At 65.3% G+C, this 17,460-nt stretch carries 15 protein-coding genes; 8 read left to right on the top strand and 7 right to left on the bottom strand.

Annotation, left to right across the window (positions count from 1 at the left end; genetic code table 11):
- Positions 1 to 20 precede the first annotated feature (20 nt).
- From LB569_RS23940 to LB569_RS23930, 3 genes are all read right to left on the bottom strand, one after another.
- A complete protein-coding gene (locus LB569_RS23940) occupies positions 21 to 491 on the bottom strand; it encodes a hypothetical protein (protein WP_224694341.1) in 471 nt (156 codons plus the stop codon).
- Between the two features lie 222 nt (positions 492 to 713).
- The gene (locus tag LB569_RS23935; protein WP_140704197.1) at positions 714 to 1,592 is read right to left on the bottom strand and encodes a methylated-DNA--[protein]-cysteine S-methyltransferase; all 879 of its coding nucleotides are present in this window, start codon (positions 1,590 to 1,592) and stop codon (positions 714 to 716) included.
- Between the two features lie 138 nt (positions 1,593 to 1,730).
- On the bottom strand, positions 1,731 to 2,225 hold the full coding sequence (locus LB569_RS23930; protein WP_140704199.1) for a DUF2244 domain-containing protein: 495 nt from the start codon (positions 2,223 to 2,225) through the stop codon (positions 1,731 to 1,733).
- A 22-nt stretch (positions 2,226 to 2,247) separates the two neighbouring features.
- Here LB569_RS23930 and nth point away from each other — a divergent pair, with 22 nt between their 5' ends.
- The gene (nth, locus tag LB569_RS23925) at positions 2,248 to 3,057 is read left to right on the top strand and encodes an endonuclease III (protein ID WP_224694340.1); all 810 of its coding nucleotides are present in this window, start codon (positions 2,248 to 2,250) and stop codon (positions 3,055 to 3,057) included.
- Here the strand turns inward: nth and LB569_RS23920 are convergent.
- Positions 3,045 to 3,500 (bottom strand): DUF2214 family protein, encoded by a 456-nt coding sequence (locus LB569_RS23920; protein ID WP_224694339.1) that lies wholly within the window; start codon positions 3,498 to 3,500, stop codon positions 3,045 to 3,047. The genes nth and LB569_RS23920 overlap by 13 nt on opposite strands.
- Positions 3,501 to 3,728: 228 nt before the next feature.
- On the opposite strand from LB569_RS23920, the gene LB569_RS23915 reads away from it, so the two are divergent.
- The gene (locus LB569_RS23915) at positions 3,729 to 4,268 is read left to right on the top strand and encodes a GNAT family N-acetyltransferase (protein WP_224694338.1); all 540 of its coding nucleotides are present in this window, start codon (positions 3,729 to 3,731) and stop codon (positions 4,266 to 4,268) included.
- Between the two features lie 41 nt (positions 4,269 to 4,309).
- Here LB569_RS23915 and LB569_RS23910 read toward each other — a convergent pair whose 3' ends face one another.
- Positions 4,310 to 5,068 (bottom strand): IclR family transcriptional regulator, encoded by a 759-nt coding sequence (locus LB569_RS23910; protein ID WP_224694337.1) that lies wholly within the window; start codon positions 5,066 to 5,068, stop codon positions 4,310 to 4,312.
- Positions 5,069 to 5,251: 183 nt separating this feature from the next.
- On the opposite strand from LB569_RS23910, the gene LB569_RS23905 reads away from it, so the two are divergent.
- From LB569_RS23905 to LB569_RS23885, 5 genes are all read left to right on the top strand, one after another.
- Positions 5,252 to 6,229, top strand: coding sequence for a Bug family tripartite tricarboxylate transporter substrate binding protein (locus LB569_RS23905; RefSeq protein ID WP_224694336.1), 978 nt, complete (start codon positions 5,252 to 5,254; stop codon positions 6,227 to 6,229).
- Between the two features lie 170 nt (positions 6,230 to 6,399).
- Complete coding sequence (locus LB569_RS23900; protein ID WP_224694335.1) at positions 6,400 to 6,936, top strand: tripartite tricarboxylate transporter TctB family protein; 537 nt, start codon at positions 6,400 to 6,402, stop codon at positions 6,934 to 6,936.
- Between the two features lie 4 nt (positions 6,937 to 6,940).
- Positions 6,941 to 8,464 (top strand): tripartite tricarboxylate transporter permease, encoded by a 1,524-nt coding sequence (locus LB569_RS23895; protein WP_224694334.1) that lies wholly within the window; start codon positions 6,941 to 6,943, stop codon positions 8,462 to 8,464.
- Positions 8,465 to 8,479: 15 nt separating this feature from the next.
- Complete coding sequence (locus tag LB569_RS23890; RefSeq protein ID WP_224694333.1) at positions 8,480 to 9,664, top strand: CaiB/BaiF CoA transferase family protein; 1,185 nt, start codon at positions 8,480 to 8,482, stop codon at positions 9,662 to 9,664.
- Positions 9,661 to 10,512, top strand: coding sequence for a citryl-CoA lyase (locus LB569_RS23885; RefSeq protein WP_224694332.1), 852 nt, complete (start codon positions 9,661 to 9,663; stop codon positions 10,510 to 10,512). Before LB569_RS23890 ends, LB569_RS23885 begins: the two co-directional genes overlap by 4 nt.
- 7 nt (positions 10,513 to 10,519) lie before the next feature.
- Here the strand turns inward: LB569_RS23885 and LB569_RS23880 are convergent, their stop codons facing one another.
- Both LB569_RS23880 and LB569_RS23875 read right to left on the bottom strand, forming a co-directional pair.
- Positions 10,520 to 10,996: an NUDIX hydrolase gene (locus LB569_RS23880; protein ID WP_224694331.1), complete on the bottom strand. Its 477-nt coding sequence runs from the start codon at positions 10,994 to 10,996 to the stop codon at positions 10,520 to 10,522.
- 127 nt (positions 10,997 to 11,123) lie between these two features.
- Positions 11,124 to 11,387, bottom strand: coding sequence for a hypothetical protein (locus tag LB569_RS23875; RefSeq protein ID WP_411970250.1), 264 nt, complete (start codon positions 11,385 to 11,387; stop codon positions 11,124 to 11,126).
- 675 nt (positions 11,388 to 12,062) lie between these two features.
- On the opposite strand from LB569_RS23875, the gene LB569_RS31865 reads away from it, so the two are divergent.
- The coding region (locus LB569_RS31865; protein WP_411970249.1) for a beta strand repeat-containing protein at positions 12,063 to 17,460 on the top strand (5,398 nt) is incomplete at its 3' end.

Here is a 17,460-nt window from a genome sequence, read left to right as displayed (position 1 = left end):
GATCCCTCCTTCGCGACCGCCTATTCGCAGCGCAGTGTTACCGTTGCCTGGTAGTTTCCGGAGGCGAAGCGGTTGCTGCCGCCCTTGGCGCCGGCAAGATGGACCGAGACAAGGTCGGCGCCGGGGGCAGCCAGGGCGGTGGCGGATCCCGTTTCCGCGATCGTATGGGCGCCGCTGGCCGAATAGGTCGGTGTCCAGGTGGTGGCCGTGCTGTCGGCGGCAGGCACGGTGGTGAGGGTCACCGGATCGACGCTCAGCGAGACGCCCCCGGTGGTGGTAAGCGTGACAGTTCCAGCCGATCCGCCACTGTTGTGAGAGCTCAGCGACTGCAAGTCCGCGCTTACCGTCATCGTGCCGTTGGTGCCGACAACAAGGGTGCAGGTCGCGGTGACCGTGCCGTTGAAAATGACGTTCTGCGTCGTGGCCATCGCGGCGTGGTCCAGGCACACGGCAAGCAAGGCAGCACCGACGGTGGTGCGAAACAACTTCATCGAGACCCTCCTATTAAGTCGGATCGCCCGATTTAATATGGGTCATCATCGCTTTATCATGGTTAATTTAGCGTAAACTGAAATAACGCTCTGGAGCAAAAGCGATAAATAAACCGATGGTTGTCCCCGGTTGTATCCAGAAAATCCGAATATAAGCCGCACGAATACTTCGTAACGGGGAAGATTGATATATTTCTTGAGTGAAAATACAAATATCGACATTCAGGCCGAAATCTGCCCCGCTTCCCAGCCCAGGATGGCGCGCTTGCGGGTAAGGCCCCAGTGATAGCCGGTGAGATCGCCTGATTTGCCGATGGCGCGGTGGCAAGGCACCACGAAAGAGAGCGGATTGGCGCCGTTGGCGGCGCCGACCGCGCGGCTGGCGCTCGGCGCGCCGATGCTGGCGGCGATCGAGGAATAGGTGCGGGCCTTGCCCATCGGGATTTGCAGCAAGGCTTCCCAGACACGGACCTGGAAGTCGGTGCCGATCATGACGACGTGCAGCGGCTGGTCGGCGCGCCACAGCGTCGGCTCGAAGATGCGCGCGGCATAGGGGCCTGTCGCTTCCCTGTCCTCGGCATAGAGGGCGTTGGGCCAGCGGCCCGACATGTCGGCGAAGGCGGTGCGCTCCTCGCCGGCGTCGCAGAAGGCGAGGCCGGCAAGCCCGCGGTCCGTGGCCATGATCAGGGCGGTGCCGAACGGGGAGGGGTGATAGCCGTAGCGGATGGTGAGGCCAGCGCCGCGCGTCTTGTAGTCGCCAGGCGACATCGCCTCATGGGTGACGAACAGGTCGTGCAGCCGGCCGGGACCGGACATGCCCAGTTCAAAAGAGGTTTCGAGCAGCGGCATGCCGGAATCGAGCAGCTTGCGCGCATGGTCCAGCGTCACCGCCTGCAGAAAGGCCTTGGGCGACAGGCCGGCCCAGCGGGTGAAGAGTTTTTGCAGGCCGGTCGGCGTCTCGCCGACCTCTTCGGCCAGTTCTTCCAGGGATGGCTGGTCGCGATAGTCGAGGCTGATCTTCTCGATGGCGCGGCGCACGATTTCGTAGTCGCTGCCCTCGGGCGTGATGTCCTTCCTAAGGACTGCCGTGTGTGTGCTCATGGACCTGTCTCCTTGGGCTGGAATATCGCCCCTTGGGGCGCCGATCGCCACCCGAAACTTGCCTTCTTGGGGGCGATGGCTGACGAACGAGCAAATTCCATCGAGGGATAAAAGGGCCGGTGCGCACGCGTGCAGGGATCAGCGCGCCTTGGCGGTCGCCAGCGCGCGCGCGAAGGCGGTGGCGAAGCTCTCGCGGGACTCGGGATCGAGGAAGCCGCCGATCGGCACGTTCTGGCCCTGTGCTTCCACGGTCATCCTGGTGATGCCGATCTCTGCGTGCCGGGCGACCGAAAACCGTGCCCAGAACGGATTGAAGCGGTGCGCTTCCGACTTTCCCGAGGGGGCGGTCTTGCGGATATCGAGGCTGGTTCGCGAGACCGATACTTCCTCGCGGGCGCGGGCGGCCCGATAGTTGACGCGGAAGGCGATGTAGACGGCGATCACATCGAGGCCGAAGAAACCGAACACCGGCCAGGCGCCGCGCGACAGGAAAAACGCGCCCGTCACCAGCCAGCCGAACATCAGCGCGCCCATCAGGATCAGGAAGCCCGTCCTGCCCAGCGACCGGTGTGGGGTCAGCAAGGCGTGGAAGAAGGGCTCGTCAGCCTGAAACGAGGCGTTTGTGTCGCTCATGACAGACTATTATAGGAGGGAAATGGCGCGCCCCAAGTCCAAAGATTCGTCCCTGCCCAAAAGTGAACCGTTGCCCGGACGCCGTGACGGCTCGAACGCCAAACCGCGCCCCAGGCCCGCGCGGTCAAGTTCGCTCTACAGCCCGGCGGAAGTGCACGAGATCTTCCGGCGCTTTTCGGTGCAACGGCCGGAGCCGAAGGGCGAGCTCGAACATGTCAACGCCTTCACGCTGCTGGTGGCGGTGGTGCTTTCGGCGCAAGCAACCGATGCCGGCGTCAACAAGGCGACGCGGGCTTTGTTCAAGGCCGCCGATACGCCGCAAAAGATGCTGGCGCTGGGTGAAGCCGAGGTTGGCGACCATATCAGGACCATCGGCCTCTGGCGCAACAAGGCCAAGAACGTCATCGCGCTATCGCAGGCGCTGATCCGCGACCATGGCGGCGAGGTGCCGGACGACCGCGATGAGCTGGTCAAGCTGCCAGGTGTCGGGCGCAAGACCGCCAATGTCGTGCTGAACATGGCCTTCGGCCAACATACGATGGCGGTCGACACGCACATCTTGCGCATCGGCAACCGGCTAGGCCTGGCGCCCGGCAAGACGCCGGAACAGGTCGAGCAGGGATTGTTGAGGATCATCCCGGACGAATATATGCGCCACGCGCATCACTGGCTGATCCTGCATGGCCGCTATGTCTGCAAGGCGCGCAAGCCGGATTGCCCGGCCTGCGTCATCGCCGATATCTGCAAGGCAGCGGTGAAGACGACCAGCATTCCGGCGCCGCTGGTGCCGATCGCTCCGCTCGAAACGGCCGCCGAAGATCAGCTTCCGTAGCCGCGCGCCATCGCCGCGGCGAAGACAGGGATCAAGAGGAAGATGGCTCCTTCGGCGCGGATATAGGACTTCACCGAGGCCAGTTCGGCCGCCGGCACGGCGAAGGCGGGATTGGTGCTGGCCTGCCTGTTCCAGGAGATAAAACGCACGGTCGGGATGATCGACAGCAGGCCGACAATGCCGAACGCCGCCATCTTGGCCCAGAACACCCAGTTGTGGACGTAGAACTCCCAGCCCTTTAGGCCCCAGAAGACGCGGCCGATGCCGACGATGATGATGAGCGCGGCGATGATGCCGTAGTGGCGGTCGATGCCGGCGAGCCGCTTGAGCGTCGCTGCGGGCAGGTCGCCACGGATCAGCACGAATTCGGCGCCTATGATGGCCGCCAGCGAGAACACCAGCAGATGGTGGATGATGGCGAGCACGAGGTCCGTGGTGTCCATGCGGATTTCCCTGGATCGGCGGCACCGGCCGGCGCCTCAAAATTCGGGCGTGCTGAATCAGCCCACGTCGAAAATAACACCCCTGCGCAAAAATCCCATAGCGTGGCTTGGATGTCGTGAAGCGCTGCCGGAGTTTGCGTTTGGTGCTGGATGATGGTCCCCTGTTCCCTGGCTCTTGCACCGCGCCGGCGATTTGCTAACCGCAGGCGGCAACGCGAGGCAAATCCAATGAGCACGACGCAGGCCGTCATCGCCCCGGTCATCGAGACGCCGCGAACCATCCTGCGGGCACACCGGCTGGGCGATTTCGACGCCTATGTCACGATGTGGGCCGATCCGGTCGTCACCCGTTTCATCGGCGGCAAACCGCGCACGCGTGAGGAAAGCTGGATGCGCTTCCTGCGTCACGCCGGCCTGTGGTCGCTGCTCGGCTACGGCTTCTGGGCCATCGAGGAGAAAGCGACCGGCCGCTTCGTCGGCGAGGCCGGGTTCCACGATCTGAAGCGCGATATCGAGCCGTCGATCGAAGGCACCCCCGAAGCAGGATGGGCGCTGGCGCCGTCGGTGCACGGGACGGGCCTTGCCACCGAGGTGGTCGGCCGTGTCCTGGCATGGGGCGAAGAGACGTTCGGGCGCTCCAGAACCGTTTGCATCATCGATCCCGAGAATGCCGCCTCCTTGAACGTCGCGACGAAATGCGGCTACCGGGAAGTGGTGCGAACCCTCTATCACGACGCCCCGATGATCCTGCTGGAGCGGCTGTCCTGAATATCTAGTTGAATCAGTTTGTATTCGATACTTGGCGGGCGCTAGACCGCGAGACTCGCCTGCTCCAGCATGGTGGCATCCTCGCCGAAGGCACGGGTGGCGCGGGCCGCCGCCTCAAGCAGCGGGCGCTTCATGCGCTGCAGGAACGCGGCGTCGACGCGCGTGCTTGGACCAGCCAGCGTCAAGGCGCCGAGGAGCACACGTCCCGGCCCGAAAACCGGTGCCGACACGCCCGCCGTCTCGGGGTCGCGATCGCCCACGGCGAGGCAGTTGCAGGTTTTGCGGATGGTTTCGTAGGGTTCGCCCTGCTGTCCCGAAAACGCCGCCAGCACGCGGCCGCCGGAGCCGACCAGCAAAGGCAATACGTCGCCTTCGCGTATCGTGTAGCGGATCGGATGCTTGGATTCGACCCGGTAGAGACAGGTGCGCACGTCCCCCGAGCGGACGTAGAAGGCAACGCTCTCCCAGCTTCTTTCGGAGAGATCGCGCATGATCGGCAGCAGGATATCGACCGCCACGACCGAGCGCTGGTAGAGTGCGCCGAGCCGGAAAGTCGCGGGTCCGACGCGGTAGCGGCCATCGTCCAGGCGCTCGAGCAATTGTCCGCGCAGCAGCGAATTCGCCAGCCGCAGGATCGTGCTCTTGTAGAGACCGGTGCGCGTCGCGATTTCAGCCAGGCTGAGCGAGCGGTCTGCCGTGGTGAAGGCGTCGAGGATGGCGACCGCCCGATCGAGTGCGGCAACACCTTCGGCGGGCGCTCGCCGGATTTCCGCGTCAGCCGATTTGCCTGCCAAGTCCATTGCGGTTCCCAATTCGAAGAAGGCCGAACGGAGCGACTGTGTCGCGCCGCCTGAATGTTCTGTCCAGCAGAATATCGTTCCCGTTGACAGAACTTGGTAACATCTGCTTGAACTCGATCACGGGCCTGAACTCAGGCGCGTTTGGCAGGCACCGGAGGAGGTGTCGTGATCTGGAGGAATCCCATGCTGAACAGACGCAGATTTTTGACGGGGACGGCGGCCGTCGGCGCCGCCGGCCTCGCAGGACTTCATTTCACGCCCGCTTTCGCCGAAGGCGCGCCGCAGATCCAGATTTTCGTGCCGGCGGCACCCGGCGGCGGCTGGGACCAGACAGGGCGCACGATGGATCAGGTGCTGCGCAGCGAGAAGCTCATCTCCGGCTCGCAGATCACCAATGTCGGTGGCGCGGGCGGCACTGTCGGGCTGCCGCAGTTCATCAGCCAGTGGAACGGTAAGGGCAATTCGCTGATGGTCGCGGGCATGGTCATGGTCGGCGCCATCATCGCCAACAAGGCAGCCAACAATCTGACGCAAGTCACGCCGATCGCGCGGCTCACCGGTGAGTTCGAGGCACTCGTCGTGCCGGCGGACTCGCCGTTCAAGACGGCGGCCGATTTCGTCGCCGCGCTCAAGGCCGATCCGACGAAGGTTCCAGTCGCGGGTGGTTCCGCCGGAGGCTCGGACCACATCCTGTTCGGCCTGATCGCCAAGACGGTTGGCGTTCCGGCTCCCAGCCTTTCCTATGTGCCGTTCGCCGGCGGCGGCGAGGCCTTGTCGGCGCTGCTCGGCAACCAGGTGGCGGCCGGCATTTCTGGTTTCGGCGAGTTCTCCGAACAGGTCAAGGCGGGCGCGCTCAGGCTGCTCGCCATCTCGGCCGACAAGCGCCAGGATGGCATCGACGCGCCGACGCTGAAGGAAGCCGGCATCGATGTCGAACTGTTCAACTGGCGTGGCGTTTTCGCGCCGCCCGGCGTTTCCGACGCGGACAAGGCGGCGATGATCACCCTGGTCGAGACCATGGCCAAGAGCGATGCCTGGGCAACCGAATGCAAGAACCGCAACTGGACGCCCATCCTGCTCACCGGCGACGACTATGCGAAATTCGTCACCGAGGACACGGCTCGCATCGAGGCCATTCTCAAGGATCTCGGCCTCGCCTGATTTTCCCCAGGGGGACGGCGCGAGCCGTCCCTCATTTTTCAATAGCAGCCGGCCGCAGGGAGGCGATCGGCACCTAGAGGTACGGTGAAGGCTGGCCGCGGGCTGCCGCCGGCGTCGGCCAACCGTACCGGGCCAGCCATAACGGGCCAGCCATAACGGGGAGGACGTTCATGAGCACCATCAACCAGCCGGCGGCGCCCTCTCGCCTTGCCGTGCCGGAATTGCTGATCGGCATCGGCCTTCTGGCCTGTGCCGGGGCCGTCGCCTGGCAGACGCTGGCGATCCCGGTATCGCCGCTCTATTCCAAGGTCGGGCCGACCGTCTTTCCCTATCTCACCATGGTCGGCCTGGTTGTGCTTTCGCTGCTGCTGATCCTCGCCGCATTGCGTGGCGGCTGGCAGCCGGAGGAGGAAAAGGAAACGCCGACCGACTGGAAGGCGATGGGCTTCGTCGTCATCGGTCTTGTGGCCAATCTTCTGCTCATCCAGCCGCTCGGCTTCACGGCCGCCTCGGTCATCATGTTCGTTCTCGTCTGCTACGGCTTCGGCAGCCGGCACACGCTGCGCGATGTGCTGACCGGCCTGGTGCTGGCGCTGGCCGCCTATTTCGGCTTTGCCAAGGCGCTCGGCGTCAATATCGGCGCCGGTTTCGTCGAGAACCAGCTGAACACGGTGATCGATGCCTTCACCAGCACGCTGGGAGGCTGAGACCATGGATACGCTCAGCCATCTCGCACACGGGTTCGCCGTCGCGTTCACCCCGACCAATCTGATGTGGTGCCTGCTTGGCACCACGCTCGGTACGGCCATCGGCGTGCTGCCTGGCCTGGGGCCGGCACTGACCATCGCGCTGCTCTTGCCGATCACCTATCAGGTGGCGCCGGAGGCGTCCTTTATCCTGTTCGCCGGCATCTATTATGGCGCCATGTATGGCGGCTCGACGACATCTATCCTGCTCAACACGCCCGGCGAGAGCGCCACGATCGTCACCGCGCTGGAAGGCAACAAGATGGCCCGGTCCGGTCGCGGCGGCGCCGCGCTCGCCACCTCGGCGATCGGCTCCTTTGTCGCGGGCACGCTCGGCACGCTGGGCGTCGCCTTTTTGGCGCCGATCGTGGTCAAGTTCGCGCTGGCTTTCGGTCCGGCCGAATATTTCTCGCTGATGGTGCTGGCCTTCATCACCGTTTCGGCCGTGCTCGGCTCGTCCTCGGTGCGCGGCCTGACCAGCCTGTTTGCCGGCTTTGTCATCGGGATGATCGGCGTCGATCTGCAGACGGGCCAGCCGCGATTCACTTTCGGCATGACCGAGCTGCTCGACGGCGTCGACGTCATCATCGCCGCCGTTGGCCTGTTCGCGGTCGGCGAGACACTCTACATGGCCTCGCGCCGCTATGCCGGCAAGGACGAGATCGTGCCGCTGAAAGGCTCGCTCTACATGACGGCGGCCGAATGGGGGCGCTCCTGGAAGGCCTGGCTGCGGGGTGCGGCGATCGGCTTTCCGATCGGCGCCATGCCGGCCGGCGGCGCCGAGATCCCGACCTTCCTGTCCTATGCCATCGAGAAGAAACTGTCGAAGCACAAGCAGGAATTCGGCACGGTCGGCGCCATCGAGGGCGTTGCCGGCCCCGAGGCCGCCAACAATGCATCCGCCGCCGGTGTGCTGGTGCCGATGCTGACGCTCGGCCTGCCGACCTCGGCGACGGCGGCGATCATGCTGTCGGCCTTCCAGAGCTACGGCATCAACCCCGGACCGCTGCTCCTGACGACACAGGCCAACCTTGTCTGGGGCCTGATCGCCAGCCTATTCATCGCCAACGTCATCCTGGTCATCCTCAACCTGCCGCTGATCGGCCTGTGGGTTCGGCTCTTGAAAATCCCGGCGCCGCAGCTCTATGCCGGGATTCTGGTGTTCGCCACCGTCGGCACCTATGGCATTTCGCAGTCGCCGATCGACCTCGTCATCCTCTATCTCCTGGGGGCCGCCGGCTTCCTGATGCGGCGCTTCGATTTCCCGACCGCGCCTGTCATTATCGGCATGATCCTGGGGCCGCTCGCCGAAACGCAGTTCCGTCGCGCCATGACCATCTCGAACGGCGACTGGTCGGTGTTCTACACACACAAGCTGTCGCTGATCCTGTTGACTCTTGCCTTCATCGGCCTCGCCGGCCCGCATATCTGGGCCTTCATCGAGCATCGGCGTCGGCGCGGGCCCGAACATGTGCCGGGCGATGCCTGAGCGATTTGAGAAGATATGACAGACCTGCTTTCCGGTATCCGCGTCCTCGACCTGACCAATGTGCTCGCCGGACCTTATTGTGCTTATCAACTGGCCTTGCTGGGAGCCGACGTGATCAAGGTCGAAGGGCCGCAAGGTGGCGACCTCGCGCGCCAGCTCGGCGGCTCGCCAAAGCTCAACGGTGCCGGCATGGGCGCGTCGTTCCTGGCGCAGAACGCCGGCAAACGATCCGTCATGCTCGACCTCAAGCAGGCGACGGATCGCGAGCGCTTCCTCGACCTGGTTGCCAGCGCCGATGCGCTGGTCGAGAATTTTCGTCCCGGCGTGATGAAACGCCTCGGCCTCGGTTACGACGAGCTCAAGGCAGTACGGCCCGGCCTTGTCTATTGCGCGATATCGGGTTTCGGCCAGAGCGGGCCGATGCGCGACAACCCCGCCTATGACCAGATCATCCAGGGCCTTTCCGGGATCATGAGCATAACCGGCACGCCGGAAACCGCGCCGTTGCGCGTCGGCTATCCCGTTGCCGACACGCTGGGCGGCCTGGTCGGGGCGTTCTCGATCGCGGCCGCGTTGGTCAGGCAGAAGACGTCGGGCGAGGGTGCGTTCCTCGACGTGTCGATGCTGGAATGCACGCTCTCCGCGCTTGGCTGGCCGGTCTCCAACTATCTGACGGCAGGGGTCGATCCCAAGCCGATGGGCAATGAGAATATGACGGCGGCTCCATCAGGCGCTTTCCGTACCGGCGACGGGCTCATCAACATCGCCGCCAACAAGCAGGAGCAGTTCGTGACGCTGTGCGTGCTGATCGGGCGGCCGGAACTGGCGTCGGACCAGCGCTTTGCCGAGCGCGAGACGCGCAAGAAGAACCGCGCCGCACTCAAGGTCGAGATCGAGGACGCTCTGGCCAGCGCTGCTGCGGCGGTTTGGGAAGAAACGCTCAATCGAGCCGGCGTGCCGGCGGGCAGGGTTCTGACGATCCCGCAAGTGCTGGCCGAACCCCAAGTGCTCGAACGCCAGGTGACGGCCCGTTTCGACGATGTGGCCGGCATGGACGGGCCGCTCACCGTTCTGCGCGGTGGCTTCATGGTGGATGGCACGGCACCGTTGCCGACACGGCCGCCGCCGGTGCTGGGGGAGCATATGGACGAGGTGTTCGCCGGCCTGCCGCCACGCACCAAGGCAAAGGCCAGGGCATGAGCGGCGTGGAGAGGAAAACAGGCCGCGAGCGCGGCGAGGAGTGGTGGCGGACCGACATCATCGAGATGAGCCCCGGCGTGATCCGGCTGCGCGGCTATGAGATCCAGGACCTGATCGGCCGTGTCAGCTTCCCCGCCATGATCTGGCTGATGCTGCGTGGCGAACTGCCCAGCGAGGACCAGGCGGCACTGCTCGGCATTGCTTTGGGGGCGGCCGTCGACCACGGGCCGCAGGCGCCGTCGATCGCCATTGCCCGCATGGCTGCGACCTGCGGCGTCGGTATCAACAGCGCCATGGCCTCCGCCATCAACGTGCTTGGCGACGTGCATGGCGGCGCCGGCGAGCAGGCGCTTTCCATCTATGGCGATGTTGCCGTGGCGCTCGAGGGCGGCATTGCCCTCAACGAAGCGGTCTCGACACGTCTTGACCGGTTCTTCGCGGAGGAAGAGGGCTATGTGCCGGGGTTTGGCCATCGCTTCCATCCTGTCGATCCGCGCGCGCCGCGTCTGCTGGAACTGGTCAGAGATTTTGCCGTGCGCGGCGTGATCAATGGCCGCTTCGCCGACATCGCCGAGGCGGTCGAGGCCGACGTCGGGCGGCGCAAGGGCAAAAAAATCCCGCTCAACATCGATGGCGCCACCGCCGTCATCTATGGCGAACTCGGTTTTCCGCCGCCGCTGACGCGCGGGCTCTTCGTGCTGGCGCGGTCGGTTGGCATCCTGGCGCATGCCTGGGAGCAATCGCAGCAGGCCGAGCGGAACAAGGGGCCGTTGCCGCGCGAATGGCTGTGGGCCTATGGTGGCCCGCCGGCGCGGCCTTTTCCGGAAGATGACGGCAAGGGCGGATAAGCCTGCCTCAGGCAGCGCCGATCGGCGCAGGTCGCGGAATGGTCAATGTCGCCACCAGCGTCGAGAGGTCCGGCTCGTCGATCAGCATTGCCGCGTCGGCGGGCGCCAGCCAGGCCCGCTGCCGCCGCCTGGCTTCCTGCCAGTTGGCGAGTTCCTCGGTCACCTCGAGGAGATAGACGATGACGTCGACACGAATGAAGTTGTTGGCCAGCCGTTTCCAGTAGGAGTAGGTGCCCGCGGGCTCCTTCAGGGTCTTGCCGAGCACGCCGGCTTCTTCCATCGCCTCGATGGTGGCTGCCTTGCGGCCGCTCTTGCCTTTCATCGGCCATCCCTTGGGGACGATGAAGCGCTGCGTCGTCCTCGATGTGACCAGCATCACCTCGATGCCGCCATGCGCATTGCGCCGAAAGGGGATCGCCGCCACCTGGCGGATTCGTTCGCCCTTCTTGGCGCGGCGTACAGCCTTTTTCTTGGTGGCTACCATTCGCAAAAATCCAGACGGTGCAATGCCCCATAGCGTGATGCGGCGCCTTTGCAAAATGCAAACTGCCGCAGGGATACCCAATGGCCCCTATCATGTAAGTCGGCTAAATAAAAGTGGACTTTACCTGTCAGCGGCAGGTGCTGACGGCGGTGTTGCCGATTATCTGTGTCTGGCAACTCGGCCTGACCTGCGGAACGACAGGCGGCGGCGGCTGGACGATGACGCGATCCTGGGCACGATACTGCTGCTGCTGCTGCTGAAATTGCTGCCGCTGAACCCGGTTCTGCAAGGCCTGCAGGTCGTTCTGCTGCATCTGGGCATTGCCGTTTGCCGAGGGAATGAACACCTCGGCGGAGGCGGGCACACCAGCCAGAACCAGCGTGGCCAGCACTGCCGATGCCAGAATCATCGATGGGCTACGCAAAGACATCCGCTCGTTCCGCGAAAAGATCCTATTCATCCCCAGTATATAGGGCGCCTGTCTGGCGATGCGATGTTTCATGGCTAAAAAGAATGGATTTGATGCCGCGCACCGGACGGCAAGCGGTTGCCGTCATATTCGGACGTATAATCCGAGCATTACCGTCATATGACGACTATGAACCGACGGATGTGGCCGTAGTATCTTCAGCTGCGGAGACCTCCACCAAATGGCTGATGCCAGCCGCCCGCGTATCGCCTAAACGCAACTTTCGGTTCCATCTGTTGCAAGTTAGTATATTCTAAAAAAGGCCTGCGCTCCTCGACCACTCGCAAGAGCACCGGCCTTGATGCATCGAGCTTACTGCAGATTGCCAGCATTCTTATTGCATATCCATTGCATACGTAGATGTGGTTGCGGCGCCAAGCCCGGGGGCGGGTCAGGATGTCTGCAAACGGGGGCAAGTGTATGGCTTTGTTTTCAGGGCGCATTGTTGCGCGATCAGTCGTTTTTGGAGTGCTCGCGTATACTCTGGCGTCACCTGCCTTTGCTCAGGTCGTGATTGGCGGAAAACCGGCCAAGGCCGACGATGGATCAAACGTCCTCGGCAACGCGAACGCCGATGACGGCGTAGCTGGCCCAAATGTGCCGCCCCACCAGAATGCGGCGACGGTCAATTCGGGCGTGACGGCCTATTTCGGCGATGCGCGAGGCGGTGATGGCGGTGATGGCGGGACCGTCGCGACGATCCAGTGCATCGGCGGTCCTCCACCATTTTGCGTGCCGACGCCGACCGTGGACGGCGGTGATGGCGGTGACGGCGGCCCCGGCGGGACCGTCGACATAACCAATAGCGGCGATCTGAGGACGACCGGTACAGAATCATACGGCATGAACGCCGACGCGTCGGGCGGCAAGGGCGGTAACGGCGGTTGGGCGGCGGACTTCTTCCTTACGGATGGTGGAGCCGGCGGCAATGGTGGCAATGGGGGCAGCGCGCGCGCCGTCGCCACGACAGTCAGTCAGATACGTACAACCGGCAACTCCGCGCACGGCATTCTCGTCAATGCCAGTGGCGGCAATGGAGGCGACGGCGGCGTTGGCGGATCGTTCGGCTCCGGCGATGGCGGTGAGGGCGGGCGCGGCGGTAGCGGAGGCACCGCATATGGCGAGAACCAGGGCTTCATCGAAACGAGGGGCGATTTCGCGCGCGGTCTTTTCGTGCGCGCGGCGGGTGGTGTCGGCGGTGGCGGCGCCAGCGGCGGCGGCCTGATTATCGGTGACGGTGGCAATGGTGGTTCACCAACCGTCGGTGGCGACGCGACGGGCGTCAACTCGGGCGACATATTCACCTATGGGAATTTCGCCGGTGGCATGGTCGTGCAGTCCGTCGGCGGCGGCGGCGGCGATGGCGGCAGCGGTTTCGGCGCATGGGGCGGTGGCGGTTCTGGTGCTGACGGCAATGACGGCAAGTCGGCAACCGGCACCAACACGGGCAACATCACGACCCACGGACTTGCAGCCATAGGCATGCTGGTCGAGTCCGTTGGCGGTGGCGGCGGCGATGGTGGCAATGCCATCGGAGTGGTGTCGGTCGGCGGCAGCGGCGGCGGCGGCGGCAATGCGGGCGCCGCGACCGCAAACCTTGGGGGTTCGGTCACCACCGGCGGGGATGGCGCACATGGGGTACTGATCCAATCGGTTGGCGGCGGCGGCGGCAATGGTGGGTTTGCCCTCTCGATCAATCCGACCTCGGTGTCGGTCAGCATCGGCGGCAGCGGCGGCACTGCCGGTGAAGGCAGGGCCGTAAACGTAAACCAATCCACAGGTGCCGGACCAACCGTAGCCACTTCGGGGCGGTCCGCCATTGGCATATTGGCCCAGTCAGTCGGAGGCGGCGGCGGAAATGGCGGTGGCGCGTTCGCCGCCGCCGGTATCGCTTCGGTCGCCATTGGCGGTTCGGGCTCACGTGGCGGCGACGGTGGCGAGGTGCGCTACAATGTTGGCAATGCGACCGTCACGACAGTTGGCGCTGATTCCGCTGGTGTGGTTGCGCAATCGGTTGGCGGTGGCGGCGGCAATGGCGGGTTCGCCATAAGCGGATCGCTTGGCGTGGCCGTGGGCGTCGGCGGCAGCGGCAGCGCCGGCGGCAGCGCCAAGCTGGTCGATGTCACCAGTGGCGGGTCGATCAAGACCGGTGGTGACCGGTCTGCCGGGTTGATCGCACAGTCGATAGGCGGCGGCGGCGGCAATGGCGGCTTCAGCATCGCAGGCAGCCTCGGCGCGGCGATCGGCGTTGGCGGAAGCGGCGCCTTAGGCAGTGATGGCGGCCAGGTGTTTTTCCGCACGGTGGCCGACGGCCTCCAGAACATCGAAACGCACGGGACGGATTCGGCCGGATTGATCGTGCAGTCGATTGGCGGCGGCGGCGGCAATGGCGGCTTCTCCGGGACGGTCGGTGTCGCCGCGGCGGTGTCGGTTGGCGGCGACGGTGCCGGCGGCGGCAAGTCGATGGCCGCGGACGCCACTTTCAACGGCACTGTCGATACGTTTCAGGACCGATCGGCGGGCATCATCGTGCAGTCGGTCGGCGGCGGCGGCGGCAATGGCGGCGGCGCGTTCACGGGCAGCTTCGCGGTTGCGGTCGGCATTGGCGGCAATGGCGGTGTGGGCGGCGCCACCAGCACGGCCAAGTACACGTCCAACACCACCACGATCACCACGCGCGGCAACGATTCCGCCGGTCTCATCGTTCAGTCGATCGGCGGCGGCGGCGGCAATGGCGGCTTCTCGGTCAATATCTCGGCCGGGGTTGCTGTCGGTGTCGGAGGTAACTCCAGCAAAGGCAGCAATGGCGAACGCGTCGACGTCGATGTCGGTACCGCCACGATCGTCACTGGTGGCGACCGCGCGATAGGCGTTCTTGCCCAGTCGGTTGGCGGCGGCGGCGGCAGTGGCGGCTTCACGCTTGCGGGATCCCTGGCCGTATCGGTCGGCATAGGCGGCAAAGGCGCTGGCGGCGGCAACGGTGGCGAGGTCGTCGCCACGATTCATGGCGGCAGCATCTCGACTTCAGGCGAATATTCCCACGCCTTTGTCGCCCAATCCATTGGCGGCGGCGGCGGTGCCGGAGGCTCGACGATCGCAGCCGGGCTGGGCGTCAATGTCGGCGTCGGTGGCAGTGGAAGCGTTGGCGGCATCGGACTCAACGTCACCGCGTCGAATGGCGCGGAGTTGAAAACGGACGGTATTTTCTCGCACGGCTTCCTGGCGCAGTCCGTGGGCGGCGGCGGCGGTTCCGGCGGATTCTCCATCGCGGCTGGTCTCGGGCCGGCTGTATCGGTCGCGGGCAGCGGCGATGGTGGCGGCAGCGGTGGCGAGGTTCGTGCAATCAACACCAACAACATCACGACGCTCAAATATGGTTCGATAGGCCTCTTCGCGCAATCGGTCGGCGGCGGCGGCGGCGATGGCGGCTTCAGCTATGCGGTCGGCACGACCGCGGCCGTGTCGGTTGGTGGCGGTGGCGGGAAGGGTGGCGACGGCAAGCTGGTCGACGTTACCAACAATGCCAACATCAGGACTTATGGCGGCCTTTCGCACGGCATTCTCGCACAGTCTGTCGGTGGTGGCGGCGGCAATGGCGGCGCCTCGAATTCGGTGTCGGCCGGTTTGGCCGCGATATCCGTTTCGATCGGTGGCGGTGGCGGTGGCGGCGGCGTCGGCGGCAATGTGATTGTTCGTCATACGGGCGACATCACCGTCAGTGGCGGCGGCGCCAAGGGCATCTTCGCCCAGTCGGTAGGCGGGAACGGCGGCAGCGGCGGCGACGCGTTCGCGCTCGCCGCGGCGGCAAATGTGTATCCCTATCCCGCAGGCGCGCTTTCGGTGTCCGTCGGCGGTTCCGGCGGTGCGGGCGGTAATGCCGGGACGGTGGAGGTTGACGGGAACGGCCATATCGCATCGATCCCGAATCCCGCGGTGGTTGGTGACGATGGCAAGCCGATCAATCCCGACAACAGCGGGGGCATACTGGCGCAGTCGGTCGGTGGCCGCGGTGGCGACGGCGGGCGCAGCCGCACCTATTCCGGCAGTTTCAGCCCAACGGTGAGTATCAATCTGGGCGCCTCGATCGGCGGCAAGGGCGGCGGCGGCGGCGGCGGCAACACCGTTACCGTCAACTACGGCCTTTCCGACCCGACAAGTTCGATCGTGACCACGGGCAACAATTCGCACGGCATCCTCGCCCAGTCGGTCGGCGGCGGCGGCGGCAATGGCGGCGATTCCATGGCGGGCGCCGGAGGCCTCGGCGGCACCGTTACCGTCAACGCCACCGTGACTGTTGGTGGCTGGGGAGGCTCGGGCAACACCGGCGGCACGGTCAATGTCACCAATGCCGCGACGATCACGACAGGCGGCAATACCAGCAACGCGATCCTCGCCCAGTCGATTGGCGGCGGCGGTGGTTCCGGCGGCTCGGCCAGCGGTACGACCGCCTCGATCAACTCGGGCTCGAATGTCAACGTCAATGCCAATGTGGCGATCGGCGGCCAAGGTGGTGATGGCAACAATGGCGGCGCGGTCACCGTCATAAATTCTGGTGTGCTCGAGACGTACGGCGATTTCTCCAACGGCATCCTCGCGCAGTCGATCGGGGGCGGCGGCGGCGCCGGCGGGTCGGCCGATGCCAAGGCGCTCAACCTCGGCAGCAGCGAGGGAACCACGGTCGACGCGAACCTCGCAATCGGCGGCGGCGGCGGCGATGCCAACGGCGACCGGGACGGCGACGGTGTCACCAATGGAGCGGAATGGGGCACCTATGCACTTGGGGTGGATGCCGGCAGCAGCGGCATGAAAGTGAAGGTGGACAACTCCGGCAACATCCATACGCGCGGCTATGGATCAGCCGGTATCGTGGCGCAGTCTGTTGGCGGCGGTGGCGGTGTGGCCGGCGCGGCGGCCGCGGGCAGCGAGGGCAAATATGGCGGCAGCGCGACCGTCTCGGTCGGTGCGGGCATCGGACTGGCGGGCGGCGACGCAGGCAATGGCGGCGAGATCGAAGTGAAAAACGCCGTCAAGATCCAAACGGACGGCGACGAATCGAATGGCGTTACCGCGAGTTCCGTTGGCGGCGGCGGCGGTATCGGCGGCGCGGCATCCTCGGGGGTCGAGGCCGAGTATGCGATTGGCGGTTCGGTGGGTGGCTTCGGCGGCGCCGCGGGTATCGGTGGTTTCGTTCACGTCACCAACACGGACACTGCCGAAATCCGCACCTTGGGCAATAGGTCCGTCGGTATCTTCGCACAATCGATCGGCGGCAGCGGCGGCGCTGGCGGCGGTGGCGAGAGCCGAGGCTCCGGCGATACACTGACCGTCAATCTGGTCGTCGGCGGCTTTGCCGATGGCGGCGGTCGCGGCGGCGACGTGATCGTCGAGAATTCCGGCATCATCACGACCGGGACTCTAGATCTGTTGACCGGCGCGCGCACCGGTCATGGATCGCATGGCATCCAGGCGCAATCCATAGGCGGTGGCGGTGGCAGTGGCGGAGCTGCGGGTACCACCAGCGAGGAGGCGGAATATCAGATCGCCGCCTCCCTCAGCGGCAAGGGCGGCAAGGGTGGCAAGGGTGGCGACGTAACGGTCACCAACAACGCGCGGGGCGTCATAACGACCGCCGGTGACAATGCGGACGGCATTTTCGCTCAATCCGTGGGCGGCGGCGGCGGGTCGGCCGGCGCGGGCAACAGCCAGGCCAAGGGCGGTGATACAACCGTGACCGTGCAACTCGGCGGCACCGGCGCCGGGGGCTCCGACGGCGGCACCGTGCGGGTCACGAATTACGGCGACATCACCACCCTCGGTGTGATGTCGCACGGCATCTTCGCGCAATCCATCGGTGGTGGCGGCGGCGCGTCGAGCTCCTTGACGCAGGCTTCGGATGGAAAGACGGCCATTGGCATACAATTGGCGCCCGAGGATCTGCTTCCCGGCCCGAACAAGGTGGTCGGCGCCGGCGCCGCCGGCGGGGGGGGCTGCGGGC

The sequence above is a fragment of the Mesorhizobium sp. BH1-1-4 genome, assembly GCF_020165665.1.
Lineage (GTDB): Bacteria > Pseudomonadota > Alphaproteobacteria > Rhizobiales > Rhizobiaceae > Mesorhizobium.
The sequence above is the reverse complement of the archived record's forward strand: the minus strand, read 5'-3'. Positions and strand labels throughout refer to the sequence as shown.

Coding starts and splice junctions, on each gene's coding strand:
- LB569_RS23880 (WP_224694331.1), bottom strand. CDS start 10,996: ATGGTAGCCACCAAGAAAAAGGCTGTACGCCGCGCCAAGAAGGGCGAA.
- LB569_RS23915 (WP_224694338.1), top strand. CDS start 3,729: ATGAGCACGACGCAGGCCGTCATCGCCCCGGTCATCGAGACGCCGCGA.
- LB569_RS23935 (WP_140704197.1), bottom strand. CDS start 1,592: ATGAGCACACACACGGCAGTCCTTAGGAAGGACATCACGCCCGAGGGC.
- LB569_RS23910 (WP_224694337.1), bottom strand. CDS start 5,068: ATGGACTTGGCAGGCAAATCGGCTGACGCGGAAATCCGGCGAGCGCCC.
- LB569_RS23895 (WP_224694334.1), top strand. CDS start 6,941: ATGGATACGCTCAGCCATCTCGCACACGGGTTCGCCGTCGCGTTCACC.
- LB569_RS23890 (WP_224694333.1), top strand. CDS start 8,480: ATGACAGACCTGCTTTCCGGTATCCGCGTCCTCGACCTGACCAATGTG.
- LB569_RS23940 (WP_224694341.1), bottom strand. CDS start 491: ATGAAGTTGTTTCGCACCACCGTCGGTGCTGCCTTGCTTGCCGTGTGC.
- LB569_RS23930 (WP_140704199.1), bottom strand. CDS start 2,225: ATGAGCGACACAAACGCCTCGTTTCAGGCTGACGAGCCCTTCTTCCAC.
- LB569_RS23920 (WP_224694339.1), bottom strand. CDS start 3,500: ATGGACACCACGGACCTCGTGCTCGCCATCATCCACCATCTGCTGGTG.
- LB569_RS23885 (WP_224694332.1), top strand. CDS start 9,661: ATGAGCGGCGTGGAGAGGAAAACAGGCCGCGAGCGCGGCGAGGAGTGG.
- nth (WP_224694340.1), top strand. CDS start 2,248: ATGGCGCGCCCCAAGTCCAAAGATTCGTCCCTGCCCAAAAGTGAACCG.
- LB569_RS23900 (WP_224694335.1), top strand. CDS start 6,400: ATGAGCACCATCAACCAGCCGGCGGCGCCCTCTCGCCTTGCCGTGCCG.
- LB569_RS23905 (WP_224694336.1), top strand. CDS start 5,252: ATGCTGAACAGACGCAGATTTTTGACGGGGACGGCGGCCGTCGGCGCC.